This window comes from Rudanella paleaurantiibacter (assembly GCF_009184635.1).
Taxonomy (GTDB): domain Bacteria; phylum Bacteroidota; class Bacteroidia; order Cytophagales; family Spirosomataceae; genus Rudanella; species Rudanella paleaurantiibacter.
Window position 1 is genome coordinate 1 of record NZ_WELI01000022.1, and the last position, 17065, is coordinate 17065.

Annotated in this window: 12 protein-coding genes and 1 pseudogene; 8 read left to right on the forward strand and 5 right to left on the reverse strand. The window is 49.1% G+C overall.

Annotation, left to right across the window (positions count from 1 at the left end; all coding sequences use genetic code 11):
* A pseudogene (locus F5984_RS26850) lies at positions 1–109 on the forward strand (IS5-like element ISMra2 family transposase); the annotation flags it as partial.
* A 46-nt stretch (positions 110–155) separates the two neighbouring features.
* The gene (locus F5984_RS25955) at positions 156–770 is read left to right on the forward strand and encodes a hypothetical protein (RefSeq protein WP_152127250.1); all 615 of its coding nucleotides are present in this window, start codon (positions 156–158) and stop codon (positions 768–770) included.
* Between the two features lie 141 nt (positions 771–911).
* On the opposite strand, the gene F5984_RS25960 is transcribed toward F5984_RS25955, so the two are convergent.
* Positions 912–1238 carry a helix-turn-helix domain-containing protein gene (locus F5984_RS25960; RefSeq protein ID WP_152127252.1) on the reverse strand — a complete coding sequence of 109 codons (327 nt, stop codon included), beginning with the start codon at positions 1236–1238 and terminating at the stop codon, positions 912–914.
* 80 nt (positions 1239–1318) lie between these two features.
* On the opposite strand from F5984_RS25960, the gene F5984_RS25965 reads away from it, so the two are divergent.
* Entirely contained in the window at positions 1319–1765 is a 447-nt protein-coding gene (locus F5984_RS25965; RefSeq protein ID WP_152127254.1) for a hypothetical protein, read from the forward strand.
* Between the two features lie 64 nt (positions 1766–1829).
* On the opposite strand, the gene F5984_RS25970 is transcribed toward F5984_RS25965, so the two are convergent.
* The 4 genes from F5984_RS25970 to parS all read right to left on the reverse strand — a co-directional run bounded on the left by F5984_RS25970 (position 1830) and on the right by parS (position 7546).
* Positions 1830–3917 (reverse strand): hypothetical protein, encoded by a 2088-nt coding sequence (locus F5984_RS25970; RefSeq protein WP_152127256.1) that lies wholly within the window; start codon positions 3915–3917, stop codon positions 1830–1832.
* Positions 3918–3939: 22 nt separating this feature from the next.
* Positions 3940–5769, reverse strand: a complete 1830-nt coding sequence (locus tag F5984_RS25975) for a hypothetical protein (protein WP_152127258.1) — start codon at positions 5767–5769, stop codon at positions 3940–3942.
* 872 nt (positions 5770–6641) lie between these two features.
* Positions 6642–7133, reverse strand: coding sequence for an RES family NAD+ phosphorylase (locus F5984_RS25980; protein WP_152127260.1), 492 nt, complete (start codon positions 7131–7133; stop codon positions 6642–6644).
* The gene (gene parS, locus F5984_RS25985; protein WP_152127262.1) at positions 7133–7546 is read right to left on the reverse strand and encodes a type II RES/Xre toxin-antitoxin system antitoxin; all 414 of its coding nucleotides are present in this window, start codon (positions 7544–7546) and stop codon (positions 7133–7135) included. The genes F5984_RS25980 and parS overlap by 1 nt, the downstream gene beginning before the upstream one ends.
* A gap of 347 nt (positions 7547–7893) precedes the next feature.
* Between parS and F5984_RS25990 the strand changes: the two genes are divergently transcribed.
* The 5 genes from F5984_RS25990 to F5984_RS26010 all read left to right on the forward strand — a co-directional run bounded on the left by F5984_RS25990 (position 7894) and on the right by F5984_RS26010 (position 16847).
* Positions 7894–8493 carry an RNA polymerase sigma factor gene (locus tag F5984_RS25990; protein ID WP_152127264.1) on the forward strand — a complete coding sequence of 200 codons (600 nt, stop codon included), beginning with the start codon at positions 7894–7896 and terminating at the stop codon, positions 8491–8493.
* A 42-nt stretch (positions 8494–8535) separates the two neighbouring features.
* On the forward strand, positions 8536–9669 hold the full coding sequence (locus F5984_RS25995; protein WP_152127266.1) for a FecR family protein: 1134 nt from the start codon (positions 8536–8538) through the stop codon (positions 9667–9669).
* Between the two features lie 225 nt (positions 9670–9894).
* On the forward strand, positions 9895–13257 hold the full coding sequence (locus F5984_RS26000) for a SusC/RagA family TonB-linked outer membrane protein (RefSeq protein WP_246169406.1): 3363 nt from the start codon (positions 9895–9897) through the stop codon (positions 13255–13257).
* A gap of 16 nt (positions 13258–13273) precedes the next feature.
* The gene (locus tag F5984_RS26005) at positions 13274–14773 is read left to right on the forward strand and encodes a RagB/SusD family nutrient uptake outer membrane protein (RefSeq protein WP_152127270.1); all 1500 of its coding nucleotides are present in this window, start codon (positions 13274–13276) and stop codon (positions 14771–14773) included.
* Between the two features lie 91 nt (positions 14774–14864).
* The gene (locus F5984_RS26010) at positions 14865–16847 is read left to right on the forward strand and encodes a sulfatase-like hydrolase/transferase (RefSeq protein WP_246169407.1); all 1983 of its coding nucleotides are present in this window, start codon (positions 14865–14867) and stop codon (positions 16845–16847) included.
* Positions 16848–17065: the final 218 nt, after the last annotated feature.

The following is a 17065-nucleotide window of genomic DNA, read 5'->3' on the forward strand; positions in this document are numbered from 1 at the left end:
TTTTAACCGCTTGAAACAGTATCGCCGGGTAGCAACTCGCTACGAAAAAACAGCCAGCAGCTTCTTGGCGATGGTTCATCTGGCTTCAAGTATGATTTTGTTGCTCTGATTGTCCACACACTCTAGGACCATCCGCCTTTACCAAACAGGCAGCGATGCTTAACACGCAGTCCGTAGAACACGTCCTGGCCCTGCATCCCGTGAAGCATGACCTTACAGCAACGCTGAAGACCCTCTACAGTCGAGGGCTTGTCATTCAGGCAACGCCCGGCGGCAACCGAATCGGCCACTTCCTTTCCCCACCGGAAAGCTACGTAGCTCTGCCCGAAACCCTCAAACCCCTACTGGCCGGTATCGCTCCGACCCCACGCTACTACGAGCAGCAGGTAGCCGCCCTACAGTCAGAACGGGGCCGTGCCATGGTAAACCTGGCTGTGGCCATCGACCGCAACCATCCGGGGACTATTACCAAACAGGTGAACTACATTACGGGTAAGGCGGAAGATCTACGCCCCTATCGAAGCGATCCTAATACGCTCTTGCAAGCCTTATCACAAACCGAAGGGCCACTACGGATTGAATCAAGCAAGGACGTAGCCGAAACGCAAACGGATGACTACATCGAGAGCCTTATGGGACAGCCAATAGGTACAGACAATACCAACCACTTAAGCGCAGCGTTTGATGCTGCCTTTACCCCCGAACCCCGGAAAAAACGGAATAAAGGGGTAGGGGGTGGAGTCAGTCGCAGACCGAAGCCTAAACTGTGAGTTTTAAGAAAGACTTGTTACTGTATAGCTACTATTATAGCCTCATTCAGTTGTTAGCTTTTGGCCCACTCCCGAATACATATCTTGCCACGGGGTGGGCCAACTATTTTAACCCATATGCCTATCATGTGTTATTGCCTTTCACATCGATGGATTTCTGATAAACGTATCTTCCAGATACCCTACAATTCTTTTTAGTTGGCTAATATGTTCGGCCAACTCTGTTTCGGAAAGAGAATCAGGAGCGACAAGCATTTCTCCTCTACCTGTAATAAGCCAATCGATATTCAGTTGGGGGAATCGATTTGAAATGCGTACCAACGTTTTAATGCCAAGATCATTCCCTTTTATAAATCTAGCTATTGAGCTTATGCTAGTACCCGTTTCCTTTTCAAAACGAGTCACAGTCATTTGAAGATGCTCTATAAAATGGGCGAGTCGTTCATTGGGATTTTCAAAGATTATCATCGTTGATTTTTTGGAATTGTAAGGTAATGACCTTATATTTGATAGGAATTCATCAAAAGCTCAGTAAACAAATGAAATCTATGCAAAACAAAAAGAACAAGGCCTTTGAGTCTTTGGCTGATTATTTCCCTCAAGGGGAGACTGATTCTAAACCAGTTTTAAAAGGTATCAAACACCTTTCAAAACTGTCAAATTCAGAAACCATTAAAGATATTCTCAGCGCCAGATTGCTCCATTTCAGGACCATGCTGAATAAAAGCCAGTATGAGATTGCTCAGGAGCTGAACATATCCCAGAACGTAATTTTTAGAAGCGAAAACAAGCTAAGCATCAGTTTAACGATGCTCCTTAACTTACTTTTCTTCTATAGAATGAAGTATAATCTAAACATATCCTGGTTGTTTGCTGAAGATCCGGATTTATTCACGATAGAAAACTCTGATCCGCATCAGGCAAATATAAACCACAACAAACTGAAAACGATTACCGCAAAGTTTATCAGGGAGGCTGAGGAGCTTGTGTCGTAATCTATTACAAAAGGGGGGGGCTTGGGTGCTCCTCCCCTTTTTTGTTACAGTCGGGTGCGATCGACTAAGATACCTCACGATGTAGTCGGATCAGATCGAAAGGATAAGGCCAGACAGTAAATTGGTTCTTCCGTACAAATGAGACTGCCAGCAAGGAGAGTAAAGTGGCCATAGGGACAGGTAAGTCCTCATTGTACACATGTATCCGGTAGAAATGATGTCCACGTTCTTCCCGGCCGGCACTGGAAGTCATACTACTGACAACATATTGATAGGGACTTTCTGAGTACCATATGCCTCCGGCATATACTCCAATAGCTTCGCGACTTCGCGCCGATTTACCAGGATCCTGCGCTTTTATGTCCAGGATCCTGGGCCAGTTTGGCATGGCGATAACCTCTGTTTTTTCTAACTCAAGCACCTGCTGGTCTACCAGGATGAAATGAGCGTTGATAAGGGCGACATCCGCCCTCTTCTCATCTTTACCGATTCTGGTGAGAAAGGTATTTCTAATGGTACTCCATGGAATGAATCGTTCCTGCAGTACCCTTTTACCAGCCGGTGTTTCAAGATCTGAAAACCGGATTTGTCCATCCTCAAAAAATAGCAACACATTGTTTGAAATGAAGCCCCATGCATTGACAAGTTGGCTCATGTATGGTAGACAAGGCATTGAGGAAAGACAGGAGACTTTACCCGTAATCACCCATTTTAACCACAATTCGCTGAGGCAAACCTCCAGATTTCGTTCCAGATTGGCTCTATGCCGGGTAGCCTGTTGCTCGTCGAGCTCACCCTCACCAAACCCCTCGCTCATAGGCTGTATGGAGGGTGCCATGAAGGAGTAGGTTAAGTAATCCTTTGCAATTGCGAAATCTTCTCCCCGGTTTGGGTTAACGTTTAGGGACTGTTTGACAACGTGTGGGTACTGTTTGTAAAGAATTTGGTAGGGATCCTGAACGCCTTTTTCGGTTAATAGGCGGGGCTTGTCGTTTTCGTCGAGCCCAAACGCGGTAGGGTCAACGTCCTGCAATACGAGTAAGGGTTGGTTTTCATTCAAACTTGCTAAAGAGACTAACCTGAACTGTAGGGGAATCAACCCATCACTGGTATGAAATGGATAGTCGTTTAACCAGTTGAGATAAACATCTGTGCTTACCCCTGACCGGTTAAGCCGGTTATCAAGTACCTGAATCTGCCCAAGACGTTGTACCGGTAGTGGGCTGTTCTGCGTAGGTTGTCGGCATAGTGATTCTTCTCCGAGAGAAACGTTAAATCCGTAGGATGTCAGAAACGCTCGAAACCGTTCCTGTACATGCCGTACAGCGAAGGAGCGACTCTCTTTATAATTTGCTCCATCATTATGCCAGTCGGATTTCGCTTTACGCCCTTTGATCGGGGCTTGCTGATACAAGTCACCCGAAAAGGAAGCAAGCTGACTGGGCCGTAGCTGCCGAAGGTAGGTGTGACCACGACTCTCAAAGAGTTCATAGAAAGTAGACGTACTTCCCCATGCCATTGATTCACTTGCCTTGCCCTCGGCGGTACGAACGCGGCTAAACCGCTGCGTTTCGACGCTTAGGGTGAGTTGGAAACCGGAACCCGCATTGGAAACGGATGGCTTGAACTCAACAACTGTCTGCCAATTTGCTTTGTGTTTCCCCTTTATACGGAGATAGAACTTATTTTGACATACCCTCCGATCCTGTTCGTTTGGGCTTGCTTCATAAAAACAAAGCGCCATCATTAACTTGAGCAAAACGTGGGGCCTTACCTCGTCAGGTGCCAATGTTTGGTACGCAATTTCTTCAGGCTGGGTTTGGGGCGTACTGCCGAATGGGTAAAACCAGGGTTCAGGCTTTTGGTCATTAGGTATCAGTGAATATAAAGACGCATAAGGGGCGTCGTAGGTATAAAAGTAGAAAGGGCGATCGAACTGGTTCTTGTAGGCATTGGTAAATCGGGCAAAGAAGTTTCGGTCAGCGAAGCGCCGGTGGTTATTTTGGGCTTCCGTAAGCTGATAGCGGTAGATCGTATAGCGCTTGGATAGCGTTGACCATTCGGGTGGAAACTCAATGTAAAGTTGATTCGTGAGAATCTTTTCGGTTGGAAAGGCCCGCTTTGCTGGAGGAGGTGTTACATGAATAGACATAGCTTGTGGAGGGTGATACAGTTCAGAGGGTTAAGTGTGCTGCCAATGCATGAAATGCTGGAGTAAGCAAATCGATTGCCGTGGATGGATTGGTTTTTAGTGCACCTGTCAATACAACGATACGGGCATCTTCCCACGAACCAACCGGTTCAAACTGAGTATCATAATAGCGAAGAGCCCCATCGTCATCACTAACCAGATTGATAACAATTAACCGAATTGGTTCTGGGCTTTGAAGGACACGTTTTCCAGATGGTTCGGTCTGTTGGTAATGGTCTATCTGGTGCCACTTGTGGATCATTTTGCCTTTAAAGTGGGTATCATTAAGGGCGGGATGATACAAAGGATCATCGGGAGGTAGGGCAAACTGCGTGATAGTACGGGTACCGAAATTTTTACAATCAATGTATATAGGTCGGTCGACAACCTGCAAGTCAACTACTTCAAAAAGACGATCAGGAATGACTTCGGCAGTGGCCAGTATCCCTTTCATGCTTAGAATAGCCTGCGTTGCCTCCTCGCCTATCGCCCCCATTAGGATAGCTTGATAGACGTAAGGGAGGAAAAAAGGCCCAGAGTTCAGAAAACCAAGCTCATACCCCCGAACCCGCAAATAATTTGTTAAAGCAGAGTTCTTTTGCCGCGTGAGCGGGTAGTAAACACTGTTCAGATTCCATGGTTCAAATTCAGCGGTATGGGTGGAAGGTGGCGCTATCTGCTGATGTTTGTTAATGTAAAGAGTCCCATCCAGAATATAGTCCGTTTGAAAGGTCCCCTTAATTTCCTCAATCGAATGGGCTTGCATGGTGTGTCTTAAGACATCCTCGCGCAGCCGTTGCCACCGATTTCGAATGTCAGCGGGTTTACCATGCTGACGAAACTGTTGAATTTCGACGACGAGTTGATGTATGGCCGCTTTCGCCTGGAGGTTCGCCCGGCGAATATCATGTAGCTCGTCCTCAATGTGAGTACGGTGTTTGTGGGCATACCCCGAAAGGAGGTTGATAACCTGATGCATGCTGGCCGACGCATACCGAAGAAAGTTGTTCCGTTCTGATTTGAATTCCTCAGCTGTACAAAACTGCTCGAACGCTTGATAGACACTCCGGTCAACGAAAAGGGTTTGTTGAGGAGTAGGTTGCCAAACGCGCTCGATACGTCCTATAGCCTGAATGAATACGCTTAACTGGTTCAACACTCCATCGGGCATAGCTACATATTGCCTGTTGAAGCGATCGATCTTCCGAATATTACTAAGCTGACTAATGGCGTGCGCTTCTGAAAGTTGCTTGGCGTGCAGTAATTTCATCAGGCTGTAGACGTCCCGTTTGATTGCCGCCAGGTTCTCAGCTGTTGTTGCTTCCCTGTTTATGCCATTGAAGTAGAAATAAGGGCTATCCAATAGGTGGAGATACCGAAAATCCCGCTTGCCCGCAGACCGATGATTTTCAAAGTCGCTTCTTTCCCCGTAGTACTGAAGATTAACGCCATTGCCGGCCGAGGGATAGGTTGTCAGGACAATAACCGGCTTATTACCCCAGAAAAGTTGGTTGTAGGCTTTCTCTAACTCTGGATGCTGTTGAAGGTCTTGCCCAAACCCGGCATCGTACAGAATAACGTATGCCGATATTGTTTGCCCGCTTTGTTCGTCCTGATAGGTTAGATCGTATAAGTTGAGTGATGATACTGACGCATTGGATGTTATTGACGTTGCCTTGAACCAGCCGTCTTCATCTGCTTTCACGCTACTCAGTAAATAGGCGATCTGGCGGATAGACGAAAGAAAGACTAAATGTGTCTCATCAGCCCCTTTTGGGCTTTTCCCTTGCCGATTAATGATTCCTGATAACAAGCCAAAAAAATGACGGACCCGTCTTAACCGATACTTTCGGGTTTCTCCGCTTTCAAATACATCCCGAGGACTAATTTTAATCCGTTTGAATAACCCAGTATGGTTCGGCGATAATAGTCAGTGAAAAAGAAGTCCATGAAGTTTTACGAGTTTGTTTAGTGTGAATTGGCTTGTCGGGATATGGAGTTTGAGAATCTACAAACCAGCACCTATGCTTAAGCATTGGATTATATGGGGTCGGTGGTGGTAGATGTACTTTACTAGTCGCATCCTGGCAAGGGTTATGGTCTAACTTCCCCTACCCCTTCTTAAAATACTGTATTTAGCGAACCCTATTTTTTTTCATGCGTACAGGCCAGCAAGGATAATGCTGGCAAGAAATGAGTAGCAATAAATCACTGAATCCTGTTTTTCAGGCGAATAGTACGCATAGATTTGCCAATAGTATGCCAATTCAGATAAGGCCCTTATCGTGCCCCTTAGAAATGCAGATAGTTTAATTATTGATTTTTGCTGTCAATTATTGATAGGTTTTGAGTGTTTTGACAAAACACGATCTCGTAGAATGAATGAACTCGTTTTAGGATGTACCGAGAGTATAAATGGGCGAGAGGCACATACTTAGAGTATGCTTTGTATAGATAATTAGTATCTGCCCTGGAGCACAGTTCTATGCTGATAGCAGGGGTTTAAGAAATATACTCAAGTCAGAGTGATCGTATGAACAAACTATTATTGTTTCAAAATGATCTGAAGTGGTATCGCAACCCATTCTTACACCATACCCATGTGCCACTATGCCTTCCACCAACTTCGACACAGTGAAGAAGGCTCGACGGGTTGATTATGCCAAGTACCTTAGATGAATAACTTCAGGCTGTTGGTAGCCGGGGATCAATGGGGTAAGGAATAATACGGACTACCTGACAGGCAGCTCGTAACGGGTGAAGAGGATCCACCAGTACGTTTCGGGATGGGGAAAGTGGTACTACGGCGGAGGGTATCGCCAGCGCTAACGTGTTATGTCGTCTAAACTGTTCATCGGCAAATTGGGGTAGCCCATCCGGGGTAGCATAGGGGGAGTCCCAACCATTCGGTAGCTGATGCACGTCTAAATACGTAATGCACTTTGCCGGCACTGCAATCTCACAAAGGATGAGTGGAGGCAGGTCGGCCAGTGGGGTACCTTCCAGATGAACCATGTATTCAAGGAAGCATAGTTCAGGTGTGGTGGCCGTATAAACCATCGGGCGACCTTTCGCATTCCAGCGCCCACCCCGCATACGGGCACCAATACCATCCAGAATCGTGTCCCGATGCGCATCGGTCTGAATCCGGTAAAGCAGGATTGGATCTTCAGCCATTAGCTAAACACGCCGTATTCAATACGTCCTAAAATATCCTCCACCAGTTGGATCCCGGTGGTGCTGTCTAGTAGGTCCAGCGGAGAACGGTCGGCCAGCAGGCGCAGGGGTCGGCGCAACCAGCGGGTAAACTTACCCTGATCCTGAAACACCGTAGCACCGTATAGGGCTAAGCGGGTGAGCAACAGTAGTCGCTCGGAAGTAGCGGGGTCTAATCGCTGAAGTTTGGTCTGCCGGTGAAAGGTGGCCACCGACTGATTCAGTAGGCGGGCCATTTCTTTGTCGGTAATCTGCAACAACCCGGCCACCCGGCCCGGCTCGGTCCCAACTAGTCCCTGTCGGGCTCGGTCGATCAACTGAAGCGGACTGAGCTTCACCAGATTTTGTGTATGTATTGCGGGTTGGGTTGCCATAGGGGTAATTAGTGACTAAATCAGTCTCATTTGATTGCAATATAACACGCGTTTGATACATTTGGTGCCCTTATACTCAATGCGATCATTTGCCAATGGTACTGCGTCCCAAACAAACCAGAGATACGCTAAGCGTTAAACTTTGGCGTGGTTGTCTTTTCAAACGCCTGAAGCTGAGCCCGTAAATCGTCCGCCCCGGTAATGAGTTAATAACTGCCTTTCCCGGATGACAAATGGCTAGAATCCGAGAGAAGTAGTTAAAGCCTGATGGTTTCATTTTTAATTTGTAGAATGCAGGCTACCATGCTGTATTGGCTTATTTGTCACTTTCCATGTAATCTTTAGCCGTGTCGATACATACAGACGATATTCAGGTTTGGCAGGCTTTCCAGCAGGGAGACGAAGAGGCCTACACGAGTCTTTACCGGACTCATATCCGGCCAATGTACCGCTATGGTATGAGCCTGACGCCCATTTCCGAAGCTTTTGTTCTGGACTGTATTCATGATGTATTTGCTGAACTCTGGATAAAGCGAAACCGCCTTGGGCAACCTGAAAACGTTCGCTTCTATTTACTGAAAGCCCTGAAAACACGCATGATTCACCTGATGCAGCGAAAAGAACGCCCTTATCAGCCGCTGTCTCAGGTAGAATTCGATGAACTCTGGGCGGAACCGTCTTCAGAGGAGCTTCTCTCCGAGCAGCAGGAGACGACAAACCGCCAGGAACTGGTCCAAAAGCTGATTAGCCAGCTACCACCCCGCCAGCAGGAGGCTGTTCGCCTACGGTTTGTCGAAGAAATGGATTACCACGAGATTGCCCAGGTCCTAGATATAAACCGGCAGTCGGCCCAGAATCTGGTCTTCCGGGCCGTCGAAAAGCTCCGAAAATGGCTACTGGCATTTATTTTACTTTTTCTAAATTTATTCGCATTTGTCCGAGTATGAAAACAGTCACTTTGTCATCTACTGACAAAAACAACTGTTTCTGTGCGCTCCACCTACCAACATTATTCTCCCACTGACTTTGTTTGTGATGACGCTTTTCTGAAGCATCAGTTGGAGCCAACTGCACAATCCACGCAAGGCTGGGAGGAATGGTTGCAGGCGCACCCGCACAAGAGAGAAGATTGGCAACAGGCGGTTCAGCTACTGGAAGCGGTGCGCCTGGGATTAACCTCCTATGCTCGTACCTACCTTTCAGAAGAAGCTGAAGCGTACTTACTCGCGCGCATCAGAGCAACAAACAGACAGGCCGGATATGTGGAAGAAGGCGTTACCCAGGTAGTTCCAATTTGGCAAAAGTCCTGGTTCCGAACTGCTGCCGCAGCCAGTGTCGCATTGGCACTCGGGGCAGGCCTCTGGCTAAACCGTTACCCTACAGATACCGGCTATTCGTACCGGGAGCAGGTTGCCCAGTTGCCCCAAGCGAAAACTGAACAGGTGAATCTATCGAATCAGATCAGAGAAATCACCCTGCCAGATGGCTCCCAGGTCTGGCTAAAGCCCCAAAGCCGAATAAGTTATGCACCCAATCTTGGCCAGGATGATCGCTCGATTTATTTGTCAGGCGAAGCCACCTTCGAGGTAACCAGAAATCCTAAAAAGCCCTTCTACGTGTTTGCGGGTAAGATTGTGACGAAGGTGTTGGGTACCCGTTTTGTGGTGAAAGCGTTAGAAAACGCGGATAACCTGGTCGTGCAGGTTCAGCATGGACAGGTTAGTGTTTACCGCCACACAAGCAAGGACGTTAAACTGCCCCGACAAGCTCTGGATGGTGTCTTGCTGCAGCCTAACCAGCAGGTGATTTTCTCTCGACGAAATGAGCAGTTCACCAAATCTATTGTTGAGCAGCCGGCTCTTTTACCGACCACGATCCCGGTCGAGAACAGCTTTGTCTTTGAAGAAACACCTGTAGTAGAGGTTTTGGAACGGCTTAAAGCGGCCTACGGCATCGACATCATCTATAATGCCGAGGTGCTGGAGGACTGCGAATTGACCGCTTCGCTCTCGGATGAAAGTTTATTCCAGAAGCTGGAGATTATTGCCCAATCTATCGGTGCTACGTACGAGATAGTTGAGGGTCAGGTCATTTTTACTGCAAAGGGCTGTAAAAATCTGTAAACCTAACCGTAAACCCAACCGGCCTATGACCAAGGTATAACCCCCTACCCCACTCCCAAAAAAGCCAGTGGTTCTTGCACAACCACTGGCTGACTCCCTGCCCATTGACAATGCATTGCGGCCCAGCCTTCCAGAGGCTGCATGGGGATGTATTGCCCGAACTCAAACAATCGAACAACTACCGTTAAAAGTATGAAAAAAAGTAACCCTTTACTGTTGAGGATTATGAAATTTTCGATGGTTCAACTGCTGGTTTCCTGCCTGTTTGTCGGCTTGTCCTGGGCAACCGACGTCAGTGCACAGGAACTGCTTGACCGTCGGTTGAGTATTGAGGTGTATAATGAGAAAGTTAAAACCGTTCTGACTTCCATAGAACGATCGACCCGTATCAAATTTTCCTACAGCCCTCAAATCATCCAGGCGAATCGCAAACTCACGTATCAGGCGCAGAACGCAACCTTGGGTTATATCCTGAATAACCTTCTGCCACCGCTCCAGCTTACGTACACCATTATTGGGAACCAAATCATTCTGAAGCAGCTCTCGACGGCCTCTCCAACCAGCAGCGTACAGGTTTTTCCCGCTGAAAAGCTTACCAGCTTACAAACCGCGGACCAGCTGATCAATGGACGGGTAACGAGTGAAACCGGCGAAGGCCTGCCCGGGGTAAACGTCTTACTTAAAGGATCTACCCGAGGGACTTCAACGGATGCTGAGGGTAGATTTCGGCTGAATGTGCCGGAGTCAGGGGAGCGGATTCTGGTTTTTTCGATGGTAGGCTATACCACACAGGAGATAGCCCTTGGTAGCCGGACAACCCTTGAACTTCAGTTGGTCCCCGATGATAAACTCCTTAGTGAGGTAGTCGTAGTTGGTTATGGAGTGCAAAAGCGGGCAAACCTGACGGGGTCCGTTGCAACAATTGACCAGAAGTTTCTGGCTAACCGGCCCATCACTAATTCATCCCAGGCACTACAAGGACTTTCCGGGGTCTACGTCAACATGTCGAGGGGACGGCCGGGTAATGATGGGGCCACCATCAGTATTCGAGGGGTTGGTTCGTTTGGGACTAACACCAATCCACTGGTCCTGGTCGACGGGGTAGAATACAGCTTGCGGGATATTAACCCGGCTGATATTGAAAGTATAACTGTCCTGAAAGACGCTGCCTCCGCGGCTATTTATGGAAACCGGGCTGCCAATGGCGTGGTCCTTGTGAAAACGCGCGGAGGTGAAAAGGGTCGGTTCAAAGTAGATTACAATGGCTATGGAGGCTACCAGGAAGCCACTACATTCCCGGATGTGGTATCCAATGCGGTAGCGTATATGGAAGGTAAGAACCGGGCCCTGGCTAATCAGGGGAGCCCCGCCGAGTATCCACAGGCCCTTATCGATGAGTATAAGACGGGTACCGACCCGTACATCTACCCAAACTCAAACTGGTTTGACATTATGTTCAGAAAAGCCCCCCAGCAGGAGCATAATATCCGCTTTTCGGGTGGGAATGAGCGCACTTCGTTCGCCTTGTCTATGGGGTATCTGAATCAGCAGGGTGTGCTGATCGGCTCGGGAGCCAAGCGGTATTCGATCAATACCAACCTGACGTCTGAGATCAACAACCGGTTGCGCGTTGGCGGGAACATCATAGCGAACTTCTGGGATTACCGTGAAACGGCCTTTACCTCCGATGAAGGGAACGGTGAAGGCGGGTTGATGGGCCTTATTTACCGGGGGCTACCGATGCAGGTTGCCACGCTGGCTGATGGATCTTATGCAGACCAATGGGTGCGGGTACCGGGTCATAACTTCTACCGGAACCCGTATGCACTGGCGCTGGAAGGCTTCCGGAAAAATGGCAGTTTCAGTGCTCTGTTTAACCTGTTTGCCGAAGTGCAGCTGCCGGCCAATCTGAAATATAAGGTAACGGTTGCCCCCAACATCAGCTTTGCTACGCAAAAATTTAATAACCCATCTATTGATCTGAAGCAGCCCAAAACCGGAGCCATTGCTCCTATGGGAAATATTCCTCCCCGAGGTGTGCGTCAGGAGTTAAACAACGCTTTGAGCCTGACGAATTTTCATACGCTTACGTGGAATAAAGTGATGGGCCGCAGTGCGGTCGATGCTTTAGCCGGGTTTAGCCTGGAAATGTTCAGCAACAGTAATTTTAGCGCGGCTAATCAGGGTTATTTCGCCAACGAGATCTCCGAGCTGAATGCCGGCAGCGCCAATCCGGTGGTTCAGGGGACGTCATCCCAATCAAGACTGATGTCTTTCTTTGGGCGCGTGAACTACGCCTTTAATGACCGGTACCTGTTTGAAGCTAACTTTCGCTACGATGGCTCTTCTCGTTTTGCCGCCGACAAGCGCTGGGGCTTTTTCCCGTCCCTCTCCGCTGGATGGCGTTTATCCGAAGAAGCATTTCTAAAGGGTGTTCAGGCCTTATCAAACCTCAAACTTCGGGCTTCGTGGGGTCAGTTGGGGAGCCAGCCGCAGCAACTATATGGTTTTGTTCCCACCGTTACCTCGGGAATCAACTACAACTTCAATAACAACGTAGTCACGGGCGGGGCGATCACGCAAATTGCGGAGCAAAACCTAACCTGGGAAACGACCACAATGACGGACATTGGTCTGGAATTTGGGTTCTTCAATCAGCGACTGACGGGTGAAGTCGACTGGTTCAACAAAGTAACCTCCGGTATTCTCCGGCAGGTGAATATCCCCCAGCAGGTAGGTAATCTGACGGGGCCGGTTCGAAACGTGGGCGAGGTGCAAAACAAGGGGATTGAGGTAGCCCTTGCATGGCGCGATAAAATTGGTAAAGTAGGTTATAACGTAGGAGGAAACCTGACACAGGTGGCTAACACGGTGCTGAATACCAATGGACAGCAAATTTTCAATGGTAATCGGGTTATTTTCGAAGGCTATCCTATCGATTCATACTTCGGACTGCGTGCGATGGGGTACTTTCAGAATGCAGATGAAATCACTGGTGCGCCCCGGCAAAACACCGTCACCCTACCAGGCGATATTCGGTACCGCGATCTTAATGGCGATAACAAGATCGATAATCAGGACCGGGAAGTTATCGGTAACACCTTTCCAAAATACACGTACAGCTTTACCCTTGGGGCCGATTACAAAGGTCTGGATTTCTCCGCGTTTTTGCAGGGCGTTGAAGGCGTGACTAACTACGTCAATGCCAACCTGGGTTTTCCCTATCGTAATGGGGCCGGTGTTACTCAGGACTGGCTAACAGAATCTTGGACACCCGAAAACCCGGACGCAAAGTACCCACGTCTGACCACCGCCAATGGATATCCTCAGAATTTTCAGGTTTCAGATTTCTGGTTGCGGAATGCCTCTTACCTGCGGCTTAAGAATATTCAGTTAGGCTATACACTGCCTGCTACACTGACCAAACGGCTGGGCGTAAGCCGGGTTCGGGCCTTTGTAAACGGACAGAATATCCTCACCTTCACTGACTTCTCGCTGGGTGATCCAGAGCGGAATGCGGCTAATGAAACCATTATCGCCTATCCCATTCCTAAAACCATCACCGGCGGCCTGAACCTCACCTTTTAACTCTTAGGCACTCACCATGAAAAAATATATAGTTGCCATCTTAACGGTTGGTCTGACCGGATGTACGTCGTTTTTTGACATTCCGCCTACGGATCAGTTGACCCAAAACGAATTCTGGAAAACCCGCCAGCATGCCGAAGCGGCCCTGATCGGTGCATACAACCAGCTCGTAAATGGTAATATTTACGGGAACGTGTCCATGATCGGTATGGAAGCTGCAACCCCCAATGCCTACACGTATAACAATACGGGCGGGGGGGGATTCATTGCGCAGGGAATCCACGATGCTGCCAATAATGGCATCATCAATAATAAATGGGGAGCCTGCTATACCGGGATCGGGCGCGCAAATACCTTACTGGATAATATCGGTCAGGTGACAATGGATGAGGCTACTAAAAAGCGGTACATCGCCGAAGCCAAATTCCTGCGGGCACTTTACTATCACAATCTCTGGAGTTTCTACGGGGGCGTACCGCTGATTCTGGAAACGCCCAATCTGGAAAAGCAGGGTACCCTGCCGCGTAATTCGGCGGATGAAGTGTACGCCCAGATTATCAAGGACTGTAACGAGGCTATTCCGGATCTGCCGCAGACAGCCGCTTCGCGGGGAAATGCTTCCAAAGGAGCTGCCCTGGCGCTTAAGGCCCGGACAATGCTCTACAAAGGCGAGTATCCCGGAGCGGTCGAAGCAGCCAAGCAGATTATCGATAGTAAGGTATATTCTCTGTTTTCTGACTATCGGGAGCTCTTTCAGCTGGATAAAGAAGGCAATTCGGAAGTGATTTTCGATGTGCAGTTCAAACTGCCCGAGTTTACGCATAGTCTGGATATAACTTTCACCGACTTCAATTCCATCGCCCCCCTACCCGATCTGCTTAACGACTACTACATGGTGGATGGGTTACCAGCGGCAAAATCGCCCTTATTTAATAAAGCCAAACCGTACGACAATCGCGATCCGCGCCTTTACCAGACCAACATCCTACCCGGTACTCAGTTCAGAGCGCGCCTTGTAACACCTACCACTTTTGGCTTTACCGGTATTGGTCAGAAAAAGTATACCGTCTACAAGGATAACGAAGCCGGAGTCACCGTGGCCGAAAACCAATCGCAGCTTAATTACATGGTTTTCCGGTATGCCGATGTATTGCTGATGTATGCCGAAGCCCAAAACGAGGTAGCAGGCCCTAGCCCTGAAATTTACTCGGCCCTGAATCTGATTCGTCAGCGGGCCGGCATGCCGGCCTTTCCGAAAGACCTGACGAAAGACCAGCTCCGGGAGGAAATCCGCCATGAGCGTCGGATTGAGTTAGCGGGAGAGGGATTGTATTACCACGACATCCGGCGCTGGCGTACGGCCGAGACCGTAATGAATACCGAGATTGTTAATTATGCCGGTGGGAAACTGGGGGTTCGGCGGTTCAATAAGGACCGGGATTACCTGTGGCCGATTCCCACCATTGTGCTGGAGCGGAATCCGAACTTAGTTCAGAATGCTGGTTATGGTAAATAAGCAGGCAAACGTCATGTGGATACGAACCCTTATTCTTTGTGGGTACTTGCTACTGGCTGCGTCAACAGCTGCTCGCCCGTCAACCCCACCCTTGAAGCGAAAGCCTAATATCATTTTCATCCTGACGGATGATCTGGGGTATGGTGATTTGGGCGTGTTGTACCAAAATAGCCGGCAGAGTACTGGAAAGCCAAACCTGCATACACCTCATCTGGACAATATGGCAAGGCAGGGGATGCTTCTGACCCGCCACTACGTACCGGCTCCGGTTTGCGCTCCTTCAAGGGCATCGCTTATGCTGGGTGTCCACCAGGGGCATGCGAATATTCGAAATAACCAGTTTGACAAAGCTCTGGCAGATAACCACACCATTGCTTCGGTTTTGAAACAGGCTGGTTATGCCACCGCGCTGGTAGGAAAATGGGGGTTACAGGGGCTACAGGGAGATAGCCCACAAACCTGGGAAGCCTATCCTACCAAACGGGGTTTTGACTATTTTCTGGGATACGTACGGCACCGCGACGGGCACAATCACTATCCGGCACACCAGGCCCGTGAGCGGCCCCCGGTAGAACTCTATCATGGCCAGGAAGAGATTTCCAGAAAGCTTCAGGGTGTTTATACAGCCGATCTGTTTACGGCAACGGCCAAACGGTGGATAACTACCCAAAATCAGACCCGGAAAGAACAGCCTTTCTTCCTGTATCTGGCGTATGATACCCCGCACGCGAGTTTGCAGGTGCCAGCGAAGGCCTACCCTCAGGGGGGCGGCCTGAAGGGCGGAATGCAGTGGATTGGACAAGACGGCCGGTATATAAACACCGTTTCTGAAAATATAGATAGTTATATACATCCCGATTATGCGTCAAAACCCTGGCCCGACGAGCAGAAACGGCATGCCACCATGGTGCGTCGGATTGATGACGGAATCGGAGACCTGATGCAATTGCTGAAAGATCTGAAAATCGATCAGGAGACACTGGTGGTGTTTACCTCCGATAATGGCCCCCACACGGAGTCGTATGGCTATGGGCCTTATCAGCCTACTTTTTTTGACAGCTACGGCTCTATGGACGGTATCAAGCGCGATGTCTGGGAAGGTGGCATTCGTGTTCCCTTAATTGCCCGTTGGCCGGGTCATATTGGAGCTGGTCGTGGGGATGACACCCCGAGTGGTTTTCACGACTGGCTTCCAACGCTGGCCGAATTGGCAGCTGTGCCCGCTCCAGCGAATACAGATGGTGTGTCGTTGCTGCCGACGTTGTCAGGAAAAGGAAAGCAGCCTGCTTCTACCGTGTATATCGAATACCAGGTCTCCGGCAAAACTCCCGTGTTTGAGGAATTTTTACCCGCACACCGAGGCCAGGCGCATGGGGAGATGCAGGTGATCTATCAGGACGGCTATAAAGGAATACGGGTAAACCTGAAGTCGTCTCAGGATGATTTTCAGATCTATGATACCCGGGTCGATGCTCAGGAGCGCAAAAATCTGGCTGGAAGCAGTCCTTATTTCCAGCGTTTACAGGAACGCATGAAGGATCGGGTGCTGCAACTCCGGCGTCCGGATACGAGCGCAGTACGCCCATATGACCGGGATCTTATGCCAGCTTTGGGCCAGATAAGAGCAACGAAACAGGGAGTCAGCTACCGGGTGTACGAGGATACCTCCCCCTGGACACCCCTGACGGCCAGCTTGCGGAAAGGACCGATAAAATCTGGGGTAAGCGAAGGATTGAATGTCGGCATACTAACCCCGGATAAAGGTATGGTCATTGAGTTTCAAGGCTTGTTAGCTGTGCCGGAAGATGGTGAGTATACGTTTGCGCTACAGACCGATCAGGGTGCGGTGATGCGGCTTCACGAGGCTACAATTCTCGACGCTGGTAGGCAAATCCGATCCGGCCATTCCCTTAGTGCTACCGTTCGTTTGGCGAAAGGAATGCATCCAGTTAGCCTGGTATATGCCAGCGGGCTTACAAAGGTGCCTACACTGACCGTCCGATGGAGTGGTCCTGGATTTGGTGCAAAGCCACTGGCCCTTTACCAGAACCCGACTGGTTCCGTGTCTAACTAAAGACCTTACGAATAAGCCTACACATGATGAAGCCAGCTTTTACAAAAGAAGCTGGCTTCATCATGTGTAGGCTTGTCTGGATGTATGGTAGGAATTGTCTAATGATTTTCTACTGGAAGCTCAGTTAAGGATAGCGCAAAGTGATTTCAGCAGAAGTCCCTACCATCTTTTTTGAAACTCTGAGTAGGTAGGGCATATCGTTTCTGGGCCTATAGAGT